This window comes from Bacteroidota bacterium, assembly GCA_016718825.1.
Taxonomy (GTDB): Bacteria; Bacteroidota; Bacteroidia; order J057; family JADKCL01; genus JADKCL01.
This window is the reverse complement of record JADKCL010000003.1, coordinates 11,999-29,145: the sequence shown is the minus strand read 5'-3', so window position 1 is coordinate 29,145 and position 17,147 is coordinate 11,999. Positions and strand designations below refer to the sequence as shown.

At 50.7% G+C, this 17,147-nt stretch carries 15 protein-coding genes and 3 tRNA genes; 4 read left to right on the top strand and 14 right to left on the bottom strand.

Translation table 11 applies throughout. From position 1 onward, the window contains the following. Window positions 1–18 precede the first annotated feature (18 nt). The gene (locus IPN95_03840; GenBank protein ID MBK9448538.1) at window positions 19–654 is read right to left on the bottom strand and encodes a hypothetical protein; all 636 of its coding nucleotides are present in this window, start codon (window positions 652–654) and stop codon (window positions 19–21) included. 355 nt (window positions 655–1,009) lie between these two features. On the opposite strand from IPN95_03840, the gene IPN95_03835 reads away from it, so the two are divergent. Further along, complete coding sequence (locus IPN95_03835) at window positions 1,010–1,618, top strand: DUF2202 domain-containing protein (protein MBK9448537.1); 609 nt, start codon at window positions 1,010–1,012, stop codon at window positions 1,616–1,618. 5 nt (window positions 1,619–1,623) lie between these two features. Then, window positions 1,624–1,911: a hypothetical protein gene (locus IPN95_03830; GenBank protein ID MBK9448536.1), complete on the top strand. Its 288-nt coding sequence runs from the start codon at window positions 1,624–1,626 to the stop codon at window positions 1,909–1,911. Window positions 1,912–2,152: 241 nt separating this feature from the next. Here IPN95_03830 and IPN95_03825 read toward each other — a convergent pair whose 3' ends face one another. The 12 genes from IPN95_03825 to IPN95_03770 all read right to left on the bottom strand — a co-directional run bounded on the left by IPN95_03825 (window position 2,153) and on the right by IPN95_03770 (window position 11,064). After that, window positions 2,153–3,337, bottom strand: a complete 1,185-nt coding sequence (locus tag IPN95_03825; protein MBK9448535.1) for a ribonuclease inhibitor — start codon at window positions 3,335–3,337, stop codon at window positions 2,153–2,155. Next, window positions 3,331–4,638, bottom strand: coding sequence for an SDR family NAD(P)-dependent oxidoreductase (locus IPN95_03820; GenBank protein MBK9448534.1), 1,308 nt, complete (start codon window positions 4,636–4,638; stop codon window positions 3,331–3,333). The genes IPN95_03825 and IPN95_03820 overlap by 7 nt, the downstream gene beginning before the upstream one ends. Window positions 4,639–4,771: 133 nt before the next feature. Then, window positions 4,772–4,844: transfer RNA gene (locus IPN95_03815), tRNA-Ala, on the bottom strand. 1 nt (window position 4,845) lies between these two features. Beyond that, window positions 4,846–4,917: transfer RNA gene (locus IPN95_03810), tRNA-Met, on the bottom strand. 3 nt (window positions 4,918–4,920) lie between these two features. After that, window positions 4,921–4,996, bottom strand: a tRNA-Ser gene (locus IPN95_03805). A 198-nt stretch (window positions 4,997–5,194) separates the two neighbouring features. Continuing rightward, window positions 5,195–5,368, bottom strand: a complete 174-nt coding sequence (locus tag IPN95_03800) for a hypothetical protein (GenBank protein MBK9448533.1) — start codon at window positions 5,366–5,368, stop codon at window positions 5,195–5,197. Then, complete coding sequence (locus IPN95_03795; GenBank protein MBK9448532.1) at window positions 5,343–5,636, bottom strand: hypothetical protein; 294 nt, start codon at window positions 5,634–5,636, stop codon at window positions 5,343–5,345. Before IPN95_03795 ends, IPN95_03800 begins: the two co-directional genes overlap by 26 nt. Window positions 5,637–5,755: 119 nt before the next feature. Then, complete coding sequence (locus IPN95_03790; GenBank protein MBK9448531.1) at window positions 5,756–6,073, bottom strand: S26 family signal peptidase; 318 nt, start codon at window positions 6,071–6,073, stop codon at window positions 5,756–5,758. A gap of 5 nt (window positions 6,074–6,078) precedes the next feature. Continuing rightward, window positions 6,079–6,429 (bottom strand): hypothetical protein, encoded by a 351-nt coding sequence (locus IPN95_03785; protein ID MBK9448530.1) that lies wholly within the window; start codon window positions 6,427–6,429, stop codon window positions 6,079–6,081. Window positions 6,430–6,803: 374 nt separating this feature from the next. Continuing rightward, window positions 6,804–9,383 carry a tetratricopeptide repeat protein gene (locus IPN95_03780; GenBank protein ID MBK9448529.1) on the bottom strand — a complete coding sequence of 860 codons (2,580 nt, stop codon included), beginning with the start codon at window positions 9,381–9,383 and terminating at the stop codon, window positions 6,804–6,806. Next, entirely contained in the window at window positions 9,376–10,134 is a 759-nt protein-coding gene (locus IPN95_03775; GenBank protein ID MBK9448528.1) for a hypothetical protein, read from the bottom strand. Before IPN95_03775 ends, IPN95_03780 begins: the two co-directional genes overlap by 8 nt. A 681-nt stretch (window positions 10,135–10,815) precedes the next feature. Continuing rightward, window positions 10,816–11,064 carry a T9SS type A sorting domain-containing protein gene (locus IPN95_03770; protein ID MBK9448527.1) on the bottom strand — a complete coding sequence of 83 codons (249 nt, stop codon included), beginning with the start codon at window positions 11,062–11,064 and terminating at the stop codon, window positions 10,816–10,818. 1,351 nt (window positions 11,065–12,415) lie between these two features. Between IPN95_03770 and IPN95_03765 the strand changes: the two genes are divergently transcribed. Both IPN95_03765 and IPN95_03760 read left to right on the top strand, forming a co-directional pair. Continuing rightward, window positions 12,416–13,999, top strand: a complete 1,584-nt coding sequence (locus IPN95_03765; protein ID MBK9448526.1) for a D-alanyl-D-alanine carboxypeptidase family protein — start codon at window positions 12,416–12,418, stop codon at window positions 13,997–13,999. 8 nt (window positions 14,000–14,007) lie between these two features. Continuing rightward, on the top strand, window positions 14,008–14,547 hold the full coding sequence (locus IPN95_03760; GenBank protein MBK9448525.1) for a hypothetical protein: 540 nt from the start codon (window positions 14,008–14,010) through the stop codon (window positions 14,545–14,547). 101 nt (window positions 14,548–14,648) lie between these two features. Here IPN95_03760 and IPN95_03755 read toward each other — a convergent pair whose 3' ends face one another. After that, window positions 14,649–16,487, bottom strand: a complete 1,839-nt coding sequence (locus IPN95_03755; GenBank protein MBK9448524.1) for a T9SS type A sorting domain-containing protein — start codon at window positions 16,485–16,487, stop codon at window positions 14,649–14,651. Window positions 16,488–17,147 lie beyond the last annotated feature (660 nt).

Here is a 17,147-nt window from a genome sequence, read left to right as displayed (position 1 = left end):
TTTGCAAAGTCCCATCGATCAGTAGCCGGGATTTTGGAATGTAAAGGAGCGCGTAGCCGTGTTGTAGCGGTAAGGCGTCCCGCCAAACCGTTCGAGGTTGGGGCCCATTCCATCTGGTTGATAAGCATCAAATCCCAGGCCACCGAGCACGGTTTCGTCGATGTAGTCGACATCCCAGAATCCGTCATTGACAAAAAGGGTATAGGTCACAGTGCACTGATCTCCATTGCATTGTACGTTGTAGTCCACGTTTGTGCGGCCAATGTGAAACACCTTCCAAGTCATGTCCACGGAAAAGTTTCCAGTCAATGAAGTGGTCAATCCGCCGGTGATGCGTTGATGTTTTGCCTGAAAAGCTTCGCTGTCAAGGAGCGTCTGAATCGCAATGGGACCGATGTCCACGGAGCTGCCACAACCATTCATATAGTGTGACCAAGCTTCATTGGTTGTTTCGATCACGGGCGTAGCGGGTGCGACACACTGCCCGGCAGCTTCCTGCTTCTGTACGACCCCTGCATCCTTTTTCTGTGCGACCTTGGCCCCACGATCAGCCTGATCCTGAAATGCAAACTGCGGTGGCGCCATGCTTTTGCCGCCATTTTCAGTCTCCGCTTGCGCAGAGGAATTTTTCCTTGGTGCTGATTGGATTTTCATAGACGCTGACTTCGGGCAATGGACAATAGACTTTTAGACGAATGACAAATATATGAAAAAGGATGAGCCTTTCAAGTGGAAATGCGAATACGATGACACTTTGAGGTTGAAATTGGTCTGGGAGGATAAAAGGGCCGAAAGGTACATTCGGCCAAGGATTCCGTGACAGAATTCGATCAGTTTTTTGAGTGGTAACCGCTTGCGGGTCATCGCAGGATGCGGAGCAATGCGCTGCATGCCGTTTTTTGTGGAAAACAAAGCCCAAATTGCTGAGGGAAGTCAGCTTCGGGTGTAATCAAGGTTGCTTCACTTGATATTGGGATCGGCTAGCTTTGATTAATTAATCGGAGGTTATATGAAAATGTTGATTTCGTATTTCGCGCTCTTGATCCTCACGTTTTCCTGTGCTGACAATGTCCTCACGGATATGCCTGTCAGTGCGCAGGAGAAGGCCGATCTTGTCTTTCTGCGGGAGGAAGAAAAACTGGCCCATGATGTATATGTTTTTTCGGCCCAAAAATATGGTCAAGGGGTCTTCTCCAATATTTCCGAAAGTGAGCAGCGGCACATGGAGAGTGTACTGGGATTGCTCAATCGCTATGGAATCGAAGACCCGGTCAAAGGCAAAGCAGAGGGCGTATTTGAGAACGCCGAACTTCAAAAACTTTACGATGAGCTCACCCAAAAATCAGGGGAGTCACTTATCGAAGCTTTGAAGGTGGGTGCGACGATCGAGGATCTCGACATTTTTGACATCAAACGCTTTTATCAACATACATCCAATCCCGAGCTGATCGCTGTTTATGATCGGCTCACTTGCGGCTCAAGAAACCACATGCGTGCTTTTGTGGGGCAGCTTCAGGCAAATCAAGTCATCTATACCCCGCAATATCTCACGGTATCAGAATTTAACGACATCGTCAATTCCGCCCACGAACGTTGCGGTAAACAATTCCAAAATTGAAGAATATGAATATCCAGGCCATTCATTCGTCGGACAAGGAAGTCAGTTCCAAAGTGTTGTTTACCGGAACATCGGGCAAGGTGATTGCTCTGCAAATCTTGGCCGAGGGGCATTTGAAAGCCCATCAAACGGCAGCAGCAGCGTTGTTGGTGTTGATCTCGGGAAATGTCATCTTTGAAAACGAAAACGGGATCAATGCGCATCTATTCCCCGGTGATTACATTGAAATTGAGGCCAATGTGAAGCATTGGGTGAAGGGAGTTGTCGACAGTCAATTGCTCCTTATACAATGAGCTAATTGAGCGATTGGGGTGGCAAATATTTCTAAATCCTACGCTCCTTTGCACGCACATCCCTTACGCAAGCTGCATCCGTGTACACGCATGGAACCCGCATGGGCCGATTGAGCATCTGTCGTTCGGAGCATCTCAACCATCCCCTGAGGTGCCGCCCGGAAAGCCCAAGCGGCTGCGCGTCAGACTTCGCGCTGGATCGGGCGCAGACGGGTAAATTTCATCGTTGCATCATTCCCGTTCACCGATACACACTTTTGACAGCCTGCACATCCGCAGGGATGGGAGGCATCGTTTTCCCAACACGGTTCCGCTCCAGTTTTCCCCGGATTTCTTGCTTGAGCCATGGCACCCGAATGTTGTCATGGATCAATTCTTGGAGCTGATTGTTTTCTGTCAATGCCCCCGAAATGGCTTTCAAACCGAGGATGCCGATGCCATTTTTGCGGATGTCGAGCTGCACCAAGGATCGGTTTTGGCGGATGAGTTGCGCGAGATGATGGGCGCCCGCATCGCCGATGTGGTTGGCCGCACCGCCCAAGACTTTGGTGGAACGTGCATAACCCAGATCGAGCGATTCCATCCGTGGATGTAGCGCAAGCGCCGTGGAAAGCGCTTCGGCGCCTGCGCGTCCGATGCCATTGCTCGCGAGGCTCAAGACCTTCAAATGCTGGTTTTCCTGCAGGCCCTCAGCAAGTTTCGACACGCCAGCGTCACCCAACCGGTTGACGCTGAGGTAGATTTCCTGAATGTGCCGATTGCCGCGCAGCAAATTCCCCAATGTAACGGCAGCGCCTTCGTCGAGGAAATTCCCGCTGAGGTAAAGGCGCTCGAGCGGATAATCCTCCTGCACCAAGGCATCGACAAGTGCGGCGAGGCCGGCATTGCCGATCAGCGTATTCACGAGATCCAGGGTGCGGAGATTGCGATTCTTGCCCAGCAGCCGCGCCAAGGCCTTGGCGCCGTCGACCCCGAGCGGATTGCGCTTGAGCCACAGGGCATGCACCTGCGGATTGCCTTCCAAGGATGCTGTCAGGGACCGCATTCCTTCACCATCGATCAAATTACAACCCAAATAAACCGTTTCGATGGAGGTATTTTCACGGAGCAATTCGGCTACACTTGCTGCGCCTTGGTTGGCGATGCTGCCCGTGCCCAGGAGAATGGCCTTGATCTTGTCGTTGCCCTTGAGGGCTTCGGTGATCAGGCTCGCTCCCGCAGGGCCGAGTGCTTGCTTGCAACAATCCAAAGTCTGAGCGGACGTGACCGTTCCCCGTTGGAATTCCAAAACCTCGCTTGCAGCTGCATTCGAAGACAAAAACTGCAAAAGCGGCGCGATTTCCGTGAAGTCAAACGGCAAGGAGGCAGGCAAGGGTCCGACCGGACAAACGACCGACTCCGTGATATTATGATCCTTGTTTACCATGGGCTGATCTTGTAATCCTTGAGAAATACGCCAAACAACGGTGTCTGCGGCTGATGGATGCCCTCGACAACCGGGTCCAATACCCGTGCCGCGCCATCGATCACGTCCAAAGGCGGCACAAAACCTTGGTTCCGCAAGTTTTCCCGCTTCGGCGCCGGATTTTCATCGGTGATCCATCCCGTGTCCACGCTCGTCATGTAGATGCCCGCCTGCGCATAACCTTCGGCTGCCGTGCGCGTCATCATGTTGAGTGCGGCCTTGGCCATATTGGTATGCGGATGGTTGGGGCTCTTGTAGTTGCGGTTGAATACACCCTCCATCGCCGAGACATTCACGATGAAACGCCGGTCAAACGGGGAGCGCTCCATCAGTGGTTTCAAGGCACTATTCAGTCGAAAAGGTGCCGTGACATTCACCAATTGCACCTCCAACATTTCCAGCAAAGTCACTTCGTCCAAGGGTTGCAACCATGAATTCACCGGACGCAAATCCACTTGCTGCCCATAGAGATCGGTCTTCCCGGCCGGAAAATGAGGCGAGGGCAATCCGGGCAGGAGCGAAGCCTTGTCTTCGAGGAGTTGGCTGTTCGTTTCCTTGGCCAACAACGGCGCGTAAAATTCGATGGGGCGCTTGACGGTTTGGGCTGCATTGTGAATGAGCACATCCAAATAGGGGAGGTCGCGGTGCAAGCGTATGATCAACTGCTCGACATCCTGCAAATTCCGCAAGTCCAAGCCTACAATCTCCAAGCGGTCCAACCATTCGGATGCATCTTCTTGGGCCTGAAACGCAGCGAGGGCATTCGCAGGAAAACGCGTCGTAATGATCACCTTTGCACCCCAACGCAGCAATTTCAAGCTGATTTCGGATCCGATTTTGATCCTGCCGCCGGTCACGAGGGCGATTCTGCCCCGCAGGTCGGCCTTGACGCTCCGTTTGGCGAAGTTCTCCGCTGCACAATCGGGGCAAAGCTGATGGTAAAAATGGTGCAGTTGCTTGAACGGCGACTTGCAGCAATAGCAGTTTTTGGATTGGGTCAATTCGCTTGCATGCTCGGAGGATGCATTCAACAATGGCAAACCGACTTGCCGTTCGTCGTTACGTTGAAAGAGGACGGAAGCAGCAATTTTTGCGGCATCCTCACTCCGAATGTTTTCCTGAGTAACCGCACGATTTTGTTTCCGCGCCTTGCGGTTGATCTTGGCAATCAAGCTTTTGAGCCGCGTTTCCTCCTCCGCCAATTCGGGAAAGTCGGCAAGCCCCTGCAAAATCTCCTCCAGCAGGTCCTTGTGAACCTGCAGCAGCGCTTCGATATGCTCCCTAGAATTCGCCAAAATAAACCCAATCAAAATGCAGTAAAACCAAACGCAAAATTTCTACCAACCGCACAAATACAATGTCTCTCGCTCTCACACTCCCTCTCACACTCCGTAGCTGGGGGGGCCGGATTCGAACCGGCGACCACTTTCTTGCAGAGAAAGGACTCTTCCAACTGAGCTACCCCCCGTCGTTCATGGCTGGAATTGAACCAGCGTCCTTCTGGGTATGAACCAGATGCTCCTCCGCTGAGCTACACAAACGATTGGAGAGGGAGGCGGGATTCGAACCCGCGACATTCGGCTTAGCTAGCCGAACGCTCTTCCACTGAGCTTCTCCCTCTAGGTAAAATGGATTCGAAGATACGAATTCGCTTTTTTCTCCTCACTCAAACTCCGCCCTCACACTGCAACAGTAGGCGGAGCCGACTTTTGTACGGGCAGCGGGCATCGAACCCGCACTAGCCGATTTAGAGTCGGCCGTTCTGACCATTTGAACTATGCCCGCAAATGCCGCCTGGATCGCCCAAGCGGCTGCGCATCAAACGATGCGCCTGTAAAAATCACCTTTTTCCGCGACATAAGCCAAACGCTTGGCTTCGGCCTCGCTTCGGGCTTTCAACCAAGCTTGGCGCGCTGCGCGGATCGCCGCTTCCTGCTCGGATACGTCCACGCGCGCGACCTGTGCTTCAGGCCCATAGGCGAGCAAGCGCATGCATACGAGGTGCAGGAATCGATTGGAACTGCGCAAGTTGGTTTTCTTCTGCAACCGCTTCGGCGCGCTTGAGCAGGCGCTTCCGAAGCGTTTGCGTCGCGGCTTGTACGCCGGCGTGGAGTGCCTGCACAGTGGGAATGTCGCCCGTTTGCCGGTAGCCACGCGTTTGGGCATGGTCCTGCACCTGCGCGATGGCTTGCATCAGTCGGTCGGTAATCGTAGTTGCATCGCATGTGCGATAGGTCGTTGGATGTATTTTCGTTTTCATTTTTTTAATGTTTTTGAGGTAAAAATTGTGTTCAATAAAAGTGAATGCTATCCTTTCGGACTGCGCTGGTTTGATAAAAAGTCGCAGCGGCGGATCTCGGATTCGAACCTATGTCGGTGTCATAATTCTTTCGTTTCGTTTTGATATTCAGCGCGGATGGCGCGGCCGAAGACGACCTTGGTCCAGCCATTTTCATGGCCATGGTTGTTCGCGATCAGGAAGCCGCGCTGCGGATGCTGCTTGATGATCTTGTGCGCATCAATGAAGCGCCCCTTGACCTTGCAAAACACAATGTCGCCGATGGCATAGCTGTCTTGTCGTTGGAAGGTGAGCAAGGAGCCGCTTTTCAGGATCGGCAACATCGATTGGCCATAGCATTTCATCTTGCCTTGGCCGTTGGTTTGCAGTTCTTGCTGCAAATGGTGGTATTTATTCATGTTTTTTATTGATTTAGAATGGGTTTGGGTGAAAGGAGCGCTTCGGAATTGCACTCCTTGAGGCACAAGGGCAACCGGCCACAAAACTTGCGCACAAGCGGTGAAGGTTCCACAGCAAAGGCGGTGAGCGTTTCGCCGATGTCAGGTTCGTAAAAAGCAGCACACGACAATCCGGCCAATTGCAAGCAGGCAAGCAACTCCTGCAAAGCGGGCAAATCGGCTACGGACAAGAAAATCAGATGGTTGGAATGCAGATGCCAACGCGCAGCCACTTGCGGATAGCGCATCAAAAATTCGACAACAGCATGTCCAGATTGAACGGCTTGATATCCCGGCGTCAGGTCACGACGGGTAATGACGGTAAGTCTGCTTGGGCGCTTTTCGTGAGGAACCTATGTCTCTTTCATCTTGATTTTGAATTCTTGTTGACCCTTACGGTGAATGTCCGTGTAGGGTTACATGGATGCAAAAGAAAAAGAAAGCAGGGTAGGAGGGACAGATTTTGGGCGAATGGGTTGATTTGGCGGGTGGGCGGAATGCGTCGACCTTGTGGCTTGTTGCGAACTTGGACAGGGCAGTACTAAAACAGGGATGCGAGTGGTGCTGCGCTAGGGTTAAGCAACCATTTGCAGCCTGAATTCAGCCTCCCATATTTCCGAATCCAATTGCGGGATCAGTTGAACATCGGGTTCATCGACAAATCGTCTCGTAAGCGCAGTTTTAGCCTGACTCACGATAACAGCACCATTGTCGAGATCTGACTGAGCAGTATAATCCCTTCTTGTCGCTTCTCCTGGGCAAACATTGCATGGGCTCTCAAAATTCGATTTCTGGCTTGGGCGATGTCAGATTGGCCAAAATCAGGTTGCTTATCAAGCCATGATAGCCCCTCTACAAACCTATGATCGCAGATGAGTGCCGTAGCCATCGCAGAAATGAAGTAAGGATGATCCAATTTGAAAGGATTTGCCTCCAGAGCAAACGCTAATCTATCAATCGCAGAATCCAATTCACCCTCACGAATCAGAGCCATACAACCCAAGTGATAAGATACCCATTCCTGTCGTCCTTGTGGTTTGGCGGGCAACTTTGCAAATATCGTGGTCGCTGAAATCTTACCTTGTAATAGCAAAATCGAGTCTCGACCAGTCCTTGCTACCACATTTTCTGGGAATTGGCGGATAACTCCCTCGTAAGCAGCGAGAGCCTCTTCGAGCTTTCCTTGCGATTTGATGATTTCGGCTCGACCACTCATCGCCACCACATTTTCTGGGAATTGCTGGATCACTGCGTCGTACGCGGCCAGCGCTTCTTCGAATTTTCCTTGCGATTTAAGGAGTTCGGCGCGGCCAGTCCTTGGCACCACATTTTCTGGGAATTGCTGGATCACTGCGTCGTACGCGGCCAGCGCTTCTTCGAGCTTTCCTTGCGATTTCAATATTTCGGCTTGCCCCGTCAAAGCATAAAGATCTTGAGGAAACTTGCGTATTAACCCTTCGTAGGTGGAAAGTGCTTCGTCGAGCTTTCCTTGGGATTTTAGGATTTCTGCGCGCCCCGCCTTTGCAACCGCATTTTCTGGAAATTGCAGGATCACACTGTCGTAGGCGAATAGAGCTTCCTCGAGTTTGCCCTGCGATTTTAGAAGTTCGGCTCGGCCACTCTTTGCCACCGCATTTTCTGGGAATTGCTTGATAACTTTGTTGTAAGCGGTGAGTGCCTCGTCGAGCTTGCCCTGCGATTTCAATACTTCGGCCAAACCGGTCATAGCGTAAACATCTTGAGGAAACTTGCGGATTAAACCTTCGTAGATGGCAAGTGCCTCGTCGAGCTTTCCAAGAGACTTGATAATTTCGGCACGACCACTTAATGCCACGACATCCTCTGGAAATTTCAGGATCACCATGTCATAGGCCGCAAGTGCTTCGCAGAGCTTTCCCTGTGACTTAAGGATATCTGCGCGTCCATTCCCTGCCACCAAATTTTCAGGGAATTGATTGATCACATCGTTGTAAGCTGCAAGTGCTTCTTCGAGCTTGCCCAGCGACTTTAGTACTTCGGCACGACCACTTCTTGCAATTACATTGTCTGGGAATCGCTGAATCACTCCGTCATAAGCGTTGAGGGCCTCATTGAGCTTCCCCTGCGACTTTAAAATTTCAGCCTTCGTTGTCAAAAATGCAGCGTCTTCAGAATCCAAGATTTGAGCTGCCACCAAAACTGATTCCATGAAATCAATATTCCCTTGTTTTCGTGCAATGTTGATCAAATTGGTACAAGACTTGAGAATATTCTCGCGGTAGCTATAGTTGATCTGGTACTGAATCAAATGCAAAAGTCCTTGCATCGCGATTACAAGATCCTTGGCGTACAAAGCCATTTCAATCTTCGAAATTGCCTCCTCTACTCGTGATTTGACTTCTAAACCTTTAAAATACTTTTTTGTCAGTGGCTTTCCTTTTCCTTCAATTAAGTATCTTTCTAGGCAGTCACGAATCTGATCCTCCACGGATTCATCATTCTCCTCGCCAAAGCGCTCATCCCGATCGTCCTCTAGCTTCCGATTAGCAGTATCTGCAACCTTGATCCCAAGCGATTCTCGCAGGAGACCATGAAACTCTTGCAACACAAGCGGAGCACTCAACCTCGACACTGGATTCTTGAGTCGCGAATGCATCACCACAAGTGTGTCTAGCTGCGAAAAACCCCCATGAAAAAGTACTCGCGAAATGGTCTTGAAATACCCATTCCTCATCAGTTCCAAGCGCAAAGCATCCTTTGTCCCCTCCTCGACAAATTGTTCATGAAAAAATCGTGACCAACCCAATGCAAGGTCTGTAATCGCTTGTCGTTTTTGCCAAACATCTTTGAGCAAGGCACAAATCTCCACTAGCCCAGCAACGTGACTGATCTGAATTGCTGATTCAAATTCGGCCTTCGCCGGAGCAGCTGTGGAATAGAGTATGCCCTCCAAGTGGGCAAGCAAGAATGGCTTCACGAGCAACTCTGCGCAGTAAGAAAGCGCATCCGTACGTGTGGAATGAGAAAAGTCTGAGTCCAAGCCCATTAAGAAAAAGTGCAAGACATCGTGCCGCTCTGTTGCCTCTTGAAGTAATAACTCGACAGATCCGTAATTGAGCTTTTTGTCCTCCAATAACTTCCAATCCTGCGTTAAGGAGGTGACATTTAGAAGCTGCTGAGATTTGCAGGGTCGCCAACTGGAGCCACCATCAGCCTCTAGCATCTCCCAATGACGACCTTTCAAGACGAATGCGCTTGCCGTGCTGCCAGATATGATGACTTGCTTAAACATTTAGAAATTCGATCCCGAGTTTTTTAGCCTTGTCCTTGATTCCAGAAAGAACAACATTGACCTTTCCAGACTTTCGGGTAACTCGACTGACAACCTTCGCTATTGCATTATTATCAAACGTACCAAAGATATGGATTTCAATGAATTTATCAACCCCTCTGTCACCATCTGAGGTCAAAATCAGTGCATTAATTTCTGAATCACTCATCGTTTCATGCAGCTCCGCTGCAAGTTTGGCAGCGCCAAGATGGGAACGTCCTTTCCAGGTGGAACGATAGCCCAGCGGAAGCGATTCAGCCATCAACTCAATCTTATGCGTCTTCATGAAGTCAAAAGAGTTCTCCTCCAATAATGAGGATCGATGCGCAACGGATACATCACGAAGCGTTACGGCAAGATCGCCATACGACCATAGTCCGGTGCCATCCGGAGAAAGCGCAGAATAGGCAATTTCCTTTCCAATACTCCCAAACAACATGTCTTCTACTGCCAAGCGCTTACGATCATTCACTAATTCGGCTGGTTTTCGCGTACCAGCACCAACTTGGGCTTGGTAGGAAGAATAAAGCGTGTTTGAATATGTTAGCATCTGCTCGACAAAGCTGGGACTCATATTGATTACAGCTTGCGAACGGTTCAATTTTCTTTCCAGTTCCTGAAATGTCGCCGATGCCCCATTTCCCTCTGCAAGTAAAAGCGCAGCTTGGTATCGTTCTTGTAATGCAGCACACTCTTCTGGGATATCTGCCATCCGCACATTGGGAGATGCGACTTGTGTGTTACAGGTAGGGCAGGAACTCAGATTTGCAGGAATCTTTCCTAGACAACCTTCTGATTTTCTGGGGCATGGCAAGTCTTGATAAATGGACATCATCGTCTCTGATTATCTGTCTGCAAAAATAGCGTCAGGGACTCACGTTTGCAACTCTCCCAATGCCAAAACCTAAAAAATCGACAAAATTTCCTTTCCTTATAGCAACCTTTCGCATTGTTATACAACGGCTCGCTCAATGGCGATCAAAGGTTCGAGTATTCTGGTACGCGGCAGCTTGGAATGGCAGGAGTCTGGCTTGCACACCGGCTTTCGGCAGACTCTCCTCAAGGCAGGATTGATTTTTCCGCTGGGAATCCCGATTCACATCAGCTTCATGAGGAACTCGACAAATTACTGTCCTTTCCGATACAATTCAATCACGCAACATTCGAGGTCGTTTTCAGCGATTGTGGCCACATTTTTCGATCATCCTTCAGATGCTATTTTGGTGCGCAACGTCGCAAGCTCAAACGGTGAATAATCATCACTGCACCTGCTTGAAGGATTCTTCATTGAAGGAGCTCCCTTCCTTCCGCTGGCAAGGTAATATTACTGAGGCGTCGGTGCCTTTTCGAAACGCTATAGGCCGATTGACTACTTTTTCTAAAGCATTCAACCTCACCGCAAAACCACCAGCCGGCGGCTGCCCAAAACACCGCCCTGCTGCAAGCGCAGCAGGTAAATCCCCGCCGGAAGCTCCGCCAAATCCAATTCATGCCTATTCCCAAGCCCGGCCTCATTGCGCAGCACCATCCCCTTGGCATCCATCAATTCCAATGTCCAAGAATCGTCGGACGGCCATTGAATCGAAGTTTGAACCGTCGCTGGATTCGGGAGACAATTGGACGTCCAAATCAGCAGTCTCAGCCACCCCGGTCAAGAACCACGTGCGCCAGACATTGCCGACGGTGTCGCCGGTGAGGGTGATGTAGCCGACCAAGTCGGACCATCCGGTTTCATCGATGCCCAAAAATTGGATATGTTCCAAACCCAGGCCCGATCGAACGCGGTATTCACATTCATCCCACATGTACGAGATGGCATTGCCACTGGAATCGGGTTCAAAACAGCCGGATTGGGCAGGCGTGGTTTCGCCGATGTTGAGGATCAAGGCAGTATCGGCGCGGGAGATTTCCGTCCGCAGGATATGATTGTAGTAAAGGGCCTTGGAGTTTTGTGTCAGGTATTGGGGACAAAGATCGACCCACCTGAAATCCATCAAGTCTGTGGGCAGATAGACCAAAATCGAATCCGGCTGCGACCATGCCTCCTTGTGCAAGTGCGTGAAGGCCGTATTTCCCGTCTTGCGCATGGAAAAAGTATTGGAATTGAATGGGTACACGGGAGACCAATAGATGGGGCCGTTGTTGGTTTGACCACCGTATTCGTACATGCCGGAAAAAGTCACGAGGACCCCATTTGCATCATGGACGACGTTGTCTACCAGCATCTTGTAATGGCCATAAAACACATTGCTCGTGCCATCAAAGACGTGGTAATAAGATTCCCAGAAAAATTGCTGCCCGACTTGGTAGGGAAACCATTCGTCGAAGGTCGGATACCGCTCCCCCAACTGCTGCTCCTGCAAACCGACCAATTGGAAATGCCCCGAACCCAAAGCAGCGGGCCATTCGACGATGCCATGGTTCTTGGAGAGGATCAACGAATCGCCACCTGTAATGCGAACACGTTTCAGCGAATCCGTCTGCCCCAACACAGTTCCCTGCCAAATTGCCTCCACCGTGCCACTGAGGCCTTGAATGCTGTCCAACAGCCAAGTAGCATTCAAACTCGCCGTCGCATGGACCGCGAGGTTGCCCGGGCCCTCAAATTGGTACCATCCATTGGGACGAATGTGCAAACGATGCTGACAAAACCCCGGCCGATTCATGGCGGCCGTGTCGAAGCTGAGCAATTCGAGGTATTGGGTCAGGAAATACACCGAATCCACCGTTCCACCCGCCACGGAATCCACACGGATACTCCGGTCCGGGAAATGCTGGGCAGTATCAGAGCGAAAATGATGCGTTTCGCCCAAGGTGATCGGGCGCCAATTTTGACCGAAGAGGTTCACACAAGCAAAAAGCAGGAGGGTAATGGGGAAAGATGCTTTCATTCTAGTCTAAAATACAACATTTTGTTGTGATTCCCCTATGTTGGATGACAAATTTCCCTTACATTGCTACTACCAAAGTCAGGACGCTTCTGTTCGGACGAAATGAATGCATTTATGGCTGATTCCCCTACGCACGCGACAGAACCCAAAAAAGAGAACGCGCAGTTTTCCAGCGAAGGCGGTGTAACGATGGCGCCTCCTGCGTTTCAGTTGAAGGCTGGCGCAGTTGCACAACTCGCAAGCGAGAACGATCCTGACAGCACGTCTTACAGCGAGGGAAAGTTCGAAATTGCCGATCCTGCAGCGGTCATCCGCGACAAGAACGCCTCTTGGGCCGCGATCAAATACAAAAAGGGCGATGCCGACCTTCCCAAGAAGAAGGAGGGCGACAAGGAAGTCCCTGATGAATCATTTGTCGGGAAGGACAAAACGATTCCAAACGGCACGAAGGTCGATATCGATGACGTATTTATCCAGAAATCAACCTCTACGACCGGTCAGGATACTTTGCTTTATGCCCATTGCGTCGGTTTTGGCTGGACGGCTGTGAGCAACATCAAAGGCGGGCTCAAAAATGAATCGGTCGGGGTAATGGCAGCCGTGAAGCCACTTTCCACCGATCCCTCGCATTATACGGTGGCGGTCGAAAATGCTGTGATTCTCCAATCCGGCAATCGCTATCCTACCCGCGCAGACAACAGCGTGATTCCGATCAATACCGAAATCACGGTAGAGGAAACTTTTTCGGGGTATTACTTGGACAATGCGCCGCACAGCCTCGCAAAGGTGACATTCGGGAGCGAAACTGTCTATACCTCCACGGGAAACTACAGCACCAAGGCCCACGACAAGGCGAATCCCAACAAGAGAAAGATCACTGTTGCCGACGCGAACATTCGCGATGCCGTGCCTTCCTACATTCCGGCAACGGGTACGCTCGCCTTGGGCAAGCACGTGGTCATTGGCCCGCAGGATGCAAAAACGACGGGAACCTACGTGGAGGTCTTCGAGGCAACAAAATCGGAGGGATCAGACAAGTACGCAAAGGGCGCATCGCTCGGGCATACCAATCTGCTGAACCTGACCCATGGCTTCCATACAGACCTGAAGGGAAAAAATGGCATGTGGAACCAAGTCATCCCCGACGGGCGCTACGACCGCGCGAAGGGCAAGGACACCGAGGGGACAGCCAAGTTTACGGGGAATGACGACGTGATCGAGATCGTGGACTCCAAAGGCAATATCGAACATGTAGTCAAAGAGATCTGGCCGGGCCTCAAAGGAATGTTGGATGCTGCGAATGCGGCAGGGCAGGACCTGCAACTGAATACCGGTTTCAGGGATTGGGATTATCAGATCGATATGATCAATGCCGGATACAAAGCAAACCCAGTGGGGTACAGCACCCACCAACGGGGGATCGCAGTAGACCTGAACAACAAAGGTGACACCGCCGTAGGCGGAATCAACTGGTGGATGGAGCGCAATGCCTACAAGTATGGGTTTGTGCGGACCTACCAAGGATTCAAAGAGGGGCATCACTGGGAGTACCGTCCTTCGCAGGTCACTGCACCGGTGGAGATAGAAAAGTCCGGTAAAAAGTACACCAAATATACCTTTGCCACATTTACCTCTGAGTCCCAAGACGTCTGGGACAGAAGTTATGTGCTTGATCCTGTCAAATAACAGTGAGCATGTTCCAAATCTTGTTTGCCTGTGGTTCCCTGCGGGGCCAACTTCGGGGCTTTGGCTACTTTTTCCTGTTGTTGGCAATGGGATTTTTCGCATCCTGCCATCCGAGTCCATCCAAAAAGCATCAGACGGTTCAGGCCGCCCAGCTTTCGAGGGAAGACTCGCTACTTGGCCAGCAATTTCCGCTGCCAGAAACCTTTCTGGTTCAAAAAGAATTGCTCTACAAGCTTTCCAAGCCATCCAAAGGCGTCATCGTTCCAGATGGCGTAGAACTTGCCGGGAATTTCGGCAGCGGGTCCATCGAATTGATCTTTGAAGAAATCGACGGAGAGCCGTTCAATTTTTATGGCCATCTGGAGGAACCCCATCCTCAGGAACAGATGATGTTCCTTGTTGAGCGCCACATCCCCAACGAGCTCCTGGACAAACTTGTGCCGGGACAAAAATACCGCATACATTGGATTGAGACCGTTGCGTCAATGGTGCCATTTGACGAGGACCGGTACCGGTATTTTGTGGTTTACCGCATTGAGGAGAGGTGAGGGGGGGGCGACTGCGGAATCGACCCACCTGGTAGCAGGTGCTTCCGTTTGTAAAATTGCAAAAGAGAGGCGGTGCGACCCCAAATCAGCCAGAATCCTCCCTATTCCTTTACAATTTTCCAAGCCATCCCGTCGACCATTCCGACGCGCAAAAAATAAATCCCCCGGGGCAAGCTGACCAGCGAAATCGAGGGTGACACTCCCCTGAAAACGCCCTTCAATACAAGCCTTCCAGCTATGTCCTCCAACCTGAATTCCTTGCCACTGAGACTGATGGGCGATTGGATGGTCACGATATCGTGGGTGGGATTCGGAAATACAGCAAACGCATCCCGGTCGATCGTATTTGCTATACCCACCGCGTCGGTTTTGGTCGTGAACTTCCAAACACCGCTCCATTGTCCCCAATTGCTGCCATCCGTGGCCCGTACATGCCAATAATAATCGGTCAATGGTACAAGATTCGTGAGGGTTTTTGCAGAATTGGAAACGGTAAAAGTTTGTGGTCCAGTGGAAAATCCGAGGCTGGAATCAATTTCCACTTCATACGAAGTTGCACCAAAGGCATTCGACCAATCCAGATTAAGACTGGCAAAATTTTGGTTGATGGCATTGTTGAAAGGGGAGATCAAATTAAAATCGTCCAGTTGCGGGACGGCATCGCCCAGGTAACGGGCAACCGCGAAGTCATTGCCGGCATATCCCGCAGCTACGATCTTGTTGTCGTTTTGAAGGCCAATGTCAAAACACTCTTGAAGCATGTTGCTGCCAAATGTAGTCGTGACCTTGGAGTTTGTGCCAAACGAATTGTCCAAGGCCGCATTTGCCTGCAATCGAGTGAGCGCAAAAGTCTTGTTAGTATTGGATCCTGACGAACCGCCGAGAACAAACCGGCCATTGTTGTCCTCCAGCATACCGTAGGCAATGTCGTCGAGTGTTTCGCCAAAATCTTGGATGGCATACCAAGGGGCTGTGCTGCCATCAGCATTCAACTCAAACGTTGCAAAGTCATAATAGAGCGTGGTTTCGTAGCCACCTCCAGCGATGAGAATATTGTTGTTGGAGCGCAGCAAGAGTGCATACCCTTTGTCATACCCGTTAAAGCTGCCGTTGTAGACACTCACACCATCACCGGAAAAGGTATTGTCCATCGAGCCGTCACTGTTGATCCTTGCGGCCCAAAAATCAGAATCCCATGGTAGCCCAGTAAAATCGCGCCAGCCGGTTGCACTGATTTTTCCATTTGCTTGCACCACAAGGTCCTCCACGGAAAAAAGATATTGGTAGTCCAGACTTGTGATCCACATCAATCGAATTCCATTGGAGTTGAATGTGCTATCCAAGCTACCGCTGCTGAGGTACCTTGCGACAACGGGCTTGGAGGTGCTTGCATTGATGATCGCCGCGCCGCCGACAATGATGTTTCCGGTGAGAGGATGGATACGTACGACCTTGATCTCATCCTGTTTCCCATTTTCAAAATCCGTCAGAACTTTGCCTTGGGTGCCAAAAGTCACATCAATGGATCCATCGTCAAGGAGCCTCACTATTGCAGCATCTTTATCGCTGCCATCGTCACTGTAGCCCGCCAAAACGATTTTACCATCAGCCTGCAAAGCAATCCCGTAGGCAATGTCCTCACTCCCCAATTGAACGTCGATCGTGACCAATCCCGCGATTCCAAAGGTGCTGTCTCGGGTTCCATTTTCTTTCAGGCGTAGGCAGGCGAAGTCCTTTCCCGTAATGTTGCTGGAAGCATACCCGGCAACCAAAATCTTCCCGTCGGCCTGTATCGCCACGCCATAAGCCTTGTCTTGGCCACTTGTGAAGGAGACGGTCACCTTGCCAGCGACACCAAATGACGGATCCAAGCTTCCCGCAGGCTGGGCATAGATTACAGACGCAAACAGTAACAGGATGAAAAAGGGTGCTAATTTCATGGTTAAAGGGGTTTTGCAGATGAATGAATTGTATTGAATGAGGGAAAAGCGGATAATGAGCCACTCCCAGCTTTGAAAGTTGGCTAGGGCGTTAACGATATAAAATTGCTGAATCTCGTCGATATTGCCAAATACATTAATCGGCCTTCGTTTTCTTGCCGCACGTAAGTAGCTGCCGATGGCGTGATTTTTTCGTTAGCCGCAAGGTCGAGTAGGCTAGGGAGGTTGGGCTGCGTATTCGAAGATCAATTGGTACTGCGATTGCATCGCTATGAAATCCTCCCCTCGATTTGAATGGGTCGCCAACGCAAGTGGATTCGTTTCGCGTATTCTTGGAGGAGCCTCCAAACAAAGGTTTGACCTATACGAGAGAAGTAGGTGCCTTTTTGTGGTCTACCGAGAAACGATATCTCTAAAAAGCCCGCAAGCTATCTGATTTATAGGGATTTAGTTGGTCGTCGTCGAACTCGCTGCGCTTTATCTCCTCCGCCCTCACACTCCGCCCTCACATTGTGAAAGTACACGCCGCGTGGCAAAGTTCGAACCCATTATGGTTTGATTTGAGCGCTACGGTGACCTTTTAAGTGACCTGAAACGTACATTGTAGCGTTTTCCATCGACATTCGAAGTCTCTCTCTTCATTTTTTAGCGAATAGTGAA

Coding starts and splice junctions, on each gene's coding strand:
- IPN95_03760 (MBK9448525.1), top strand. CDS start 14,008: ATGTTCCAAATCTTGTTTGCCTGTGGTTCCCTGCGGGGCCAACTTCGG.
- IPN95_03800 (MBK9448533.1), bottom strand. CDS start 5,368: ATGCGCTTGCTCGCCTATGGGCCTGAAGCACAGGTCGCGCGCGTGGAC.
- IPN95_03775 (MBK9448528.1), bottom strand. CDS start 10,134: ATGGCAGATATCCCAGAAGAGTGTGCTGCATTACAAGAACGATACCAA.
- IPN95_03835 (MBK9448537.1), top strand. CDS start 1,010: ATGAAAATGTTGATTTCGTATTTCGCGCTCTTGATCCTCACGTTTTCC.
- IPN95_03795 (MBK9448532.1), bottom strand. CDS start 5,636: ATGAAAACGAAAATACATCCAACGACCTATCGCACATGCGATGCAACT.
- IPN95_03830 (MBK9448536.1), top strand. CDS start 1,624: ATGAATATCCAGGCCATTCATTCGTCGGACAAGGAAGTCAGTTCCAAA.
- IPN95_03765 (MBK9448526.1), top strand. CDS start 12,416: ATGAATGCATTTATGGCTGATTCCCCTACGCACGCGACAGAACCCAAA.
- IPN95_03825 (MBK9448535.1), bottom strand. CDS start 3,337: ATGGTAAACAAGGATCATAATATCACGGAGTCGGTCGTTTGTCCGGTC.
- IPN95_03780 (MBK9448529.1), bottom strand. CDS start 9,383: ATGTTTAAGCAAGTCATCATATCTGGCAGCACGGCAAGCGCATTCGTC.
- IPN95_03840 (MBK9448538.1), bottom strand. CDS start 654: ATGAAAATCCAATCAGCACCAAGGAAAAATTCCTCTGCGCAAGCGGAG.
- IPN95_03755 (MBK9448524.1), bottom strand. CDS start 16,487: ATGAAATTAGCACCCTTTTTCATCCTGTTACTGTTTGCGTCTGTAATC.
- IPN95_03790 (MBK9448531.1), bottom strand. CDS start 6,073: ATGAATAAATACCACCATTTGCAGCAAGAACTGCAAACCAACGGCCAA.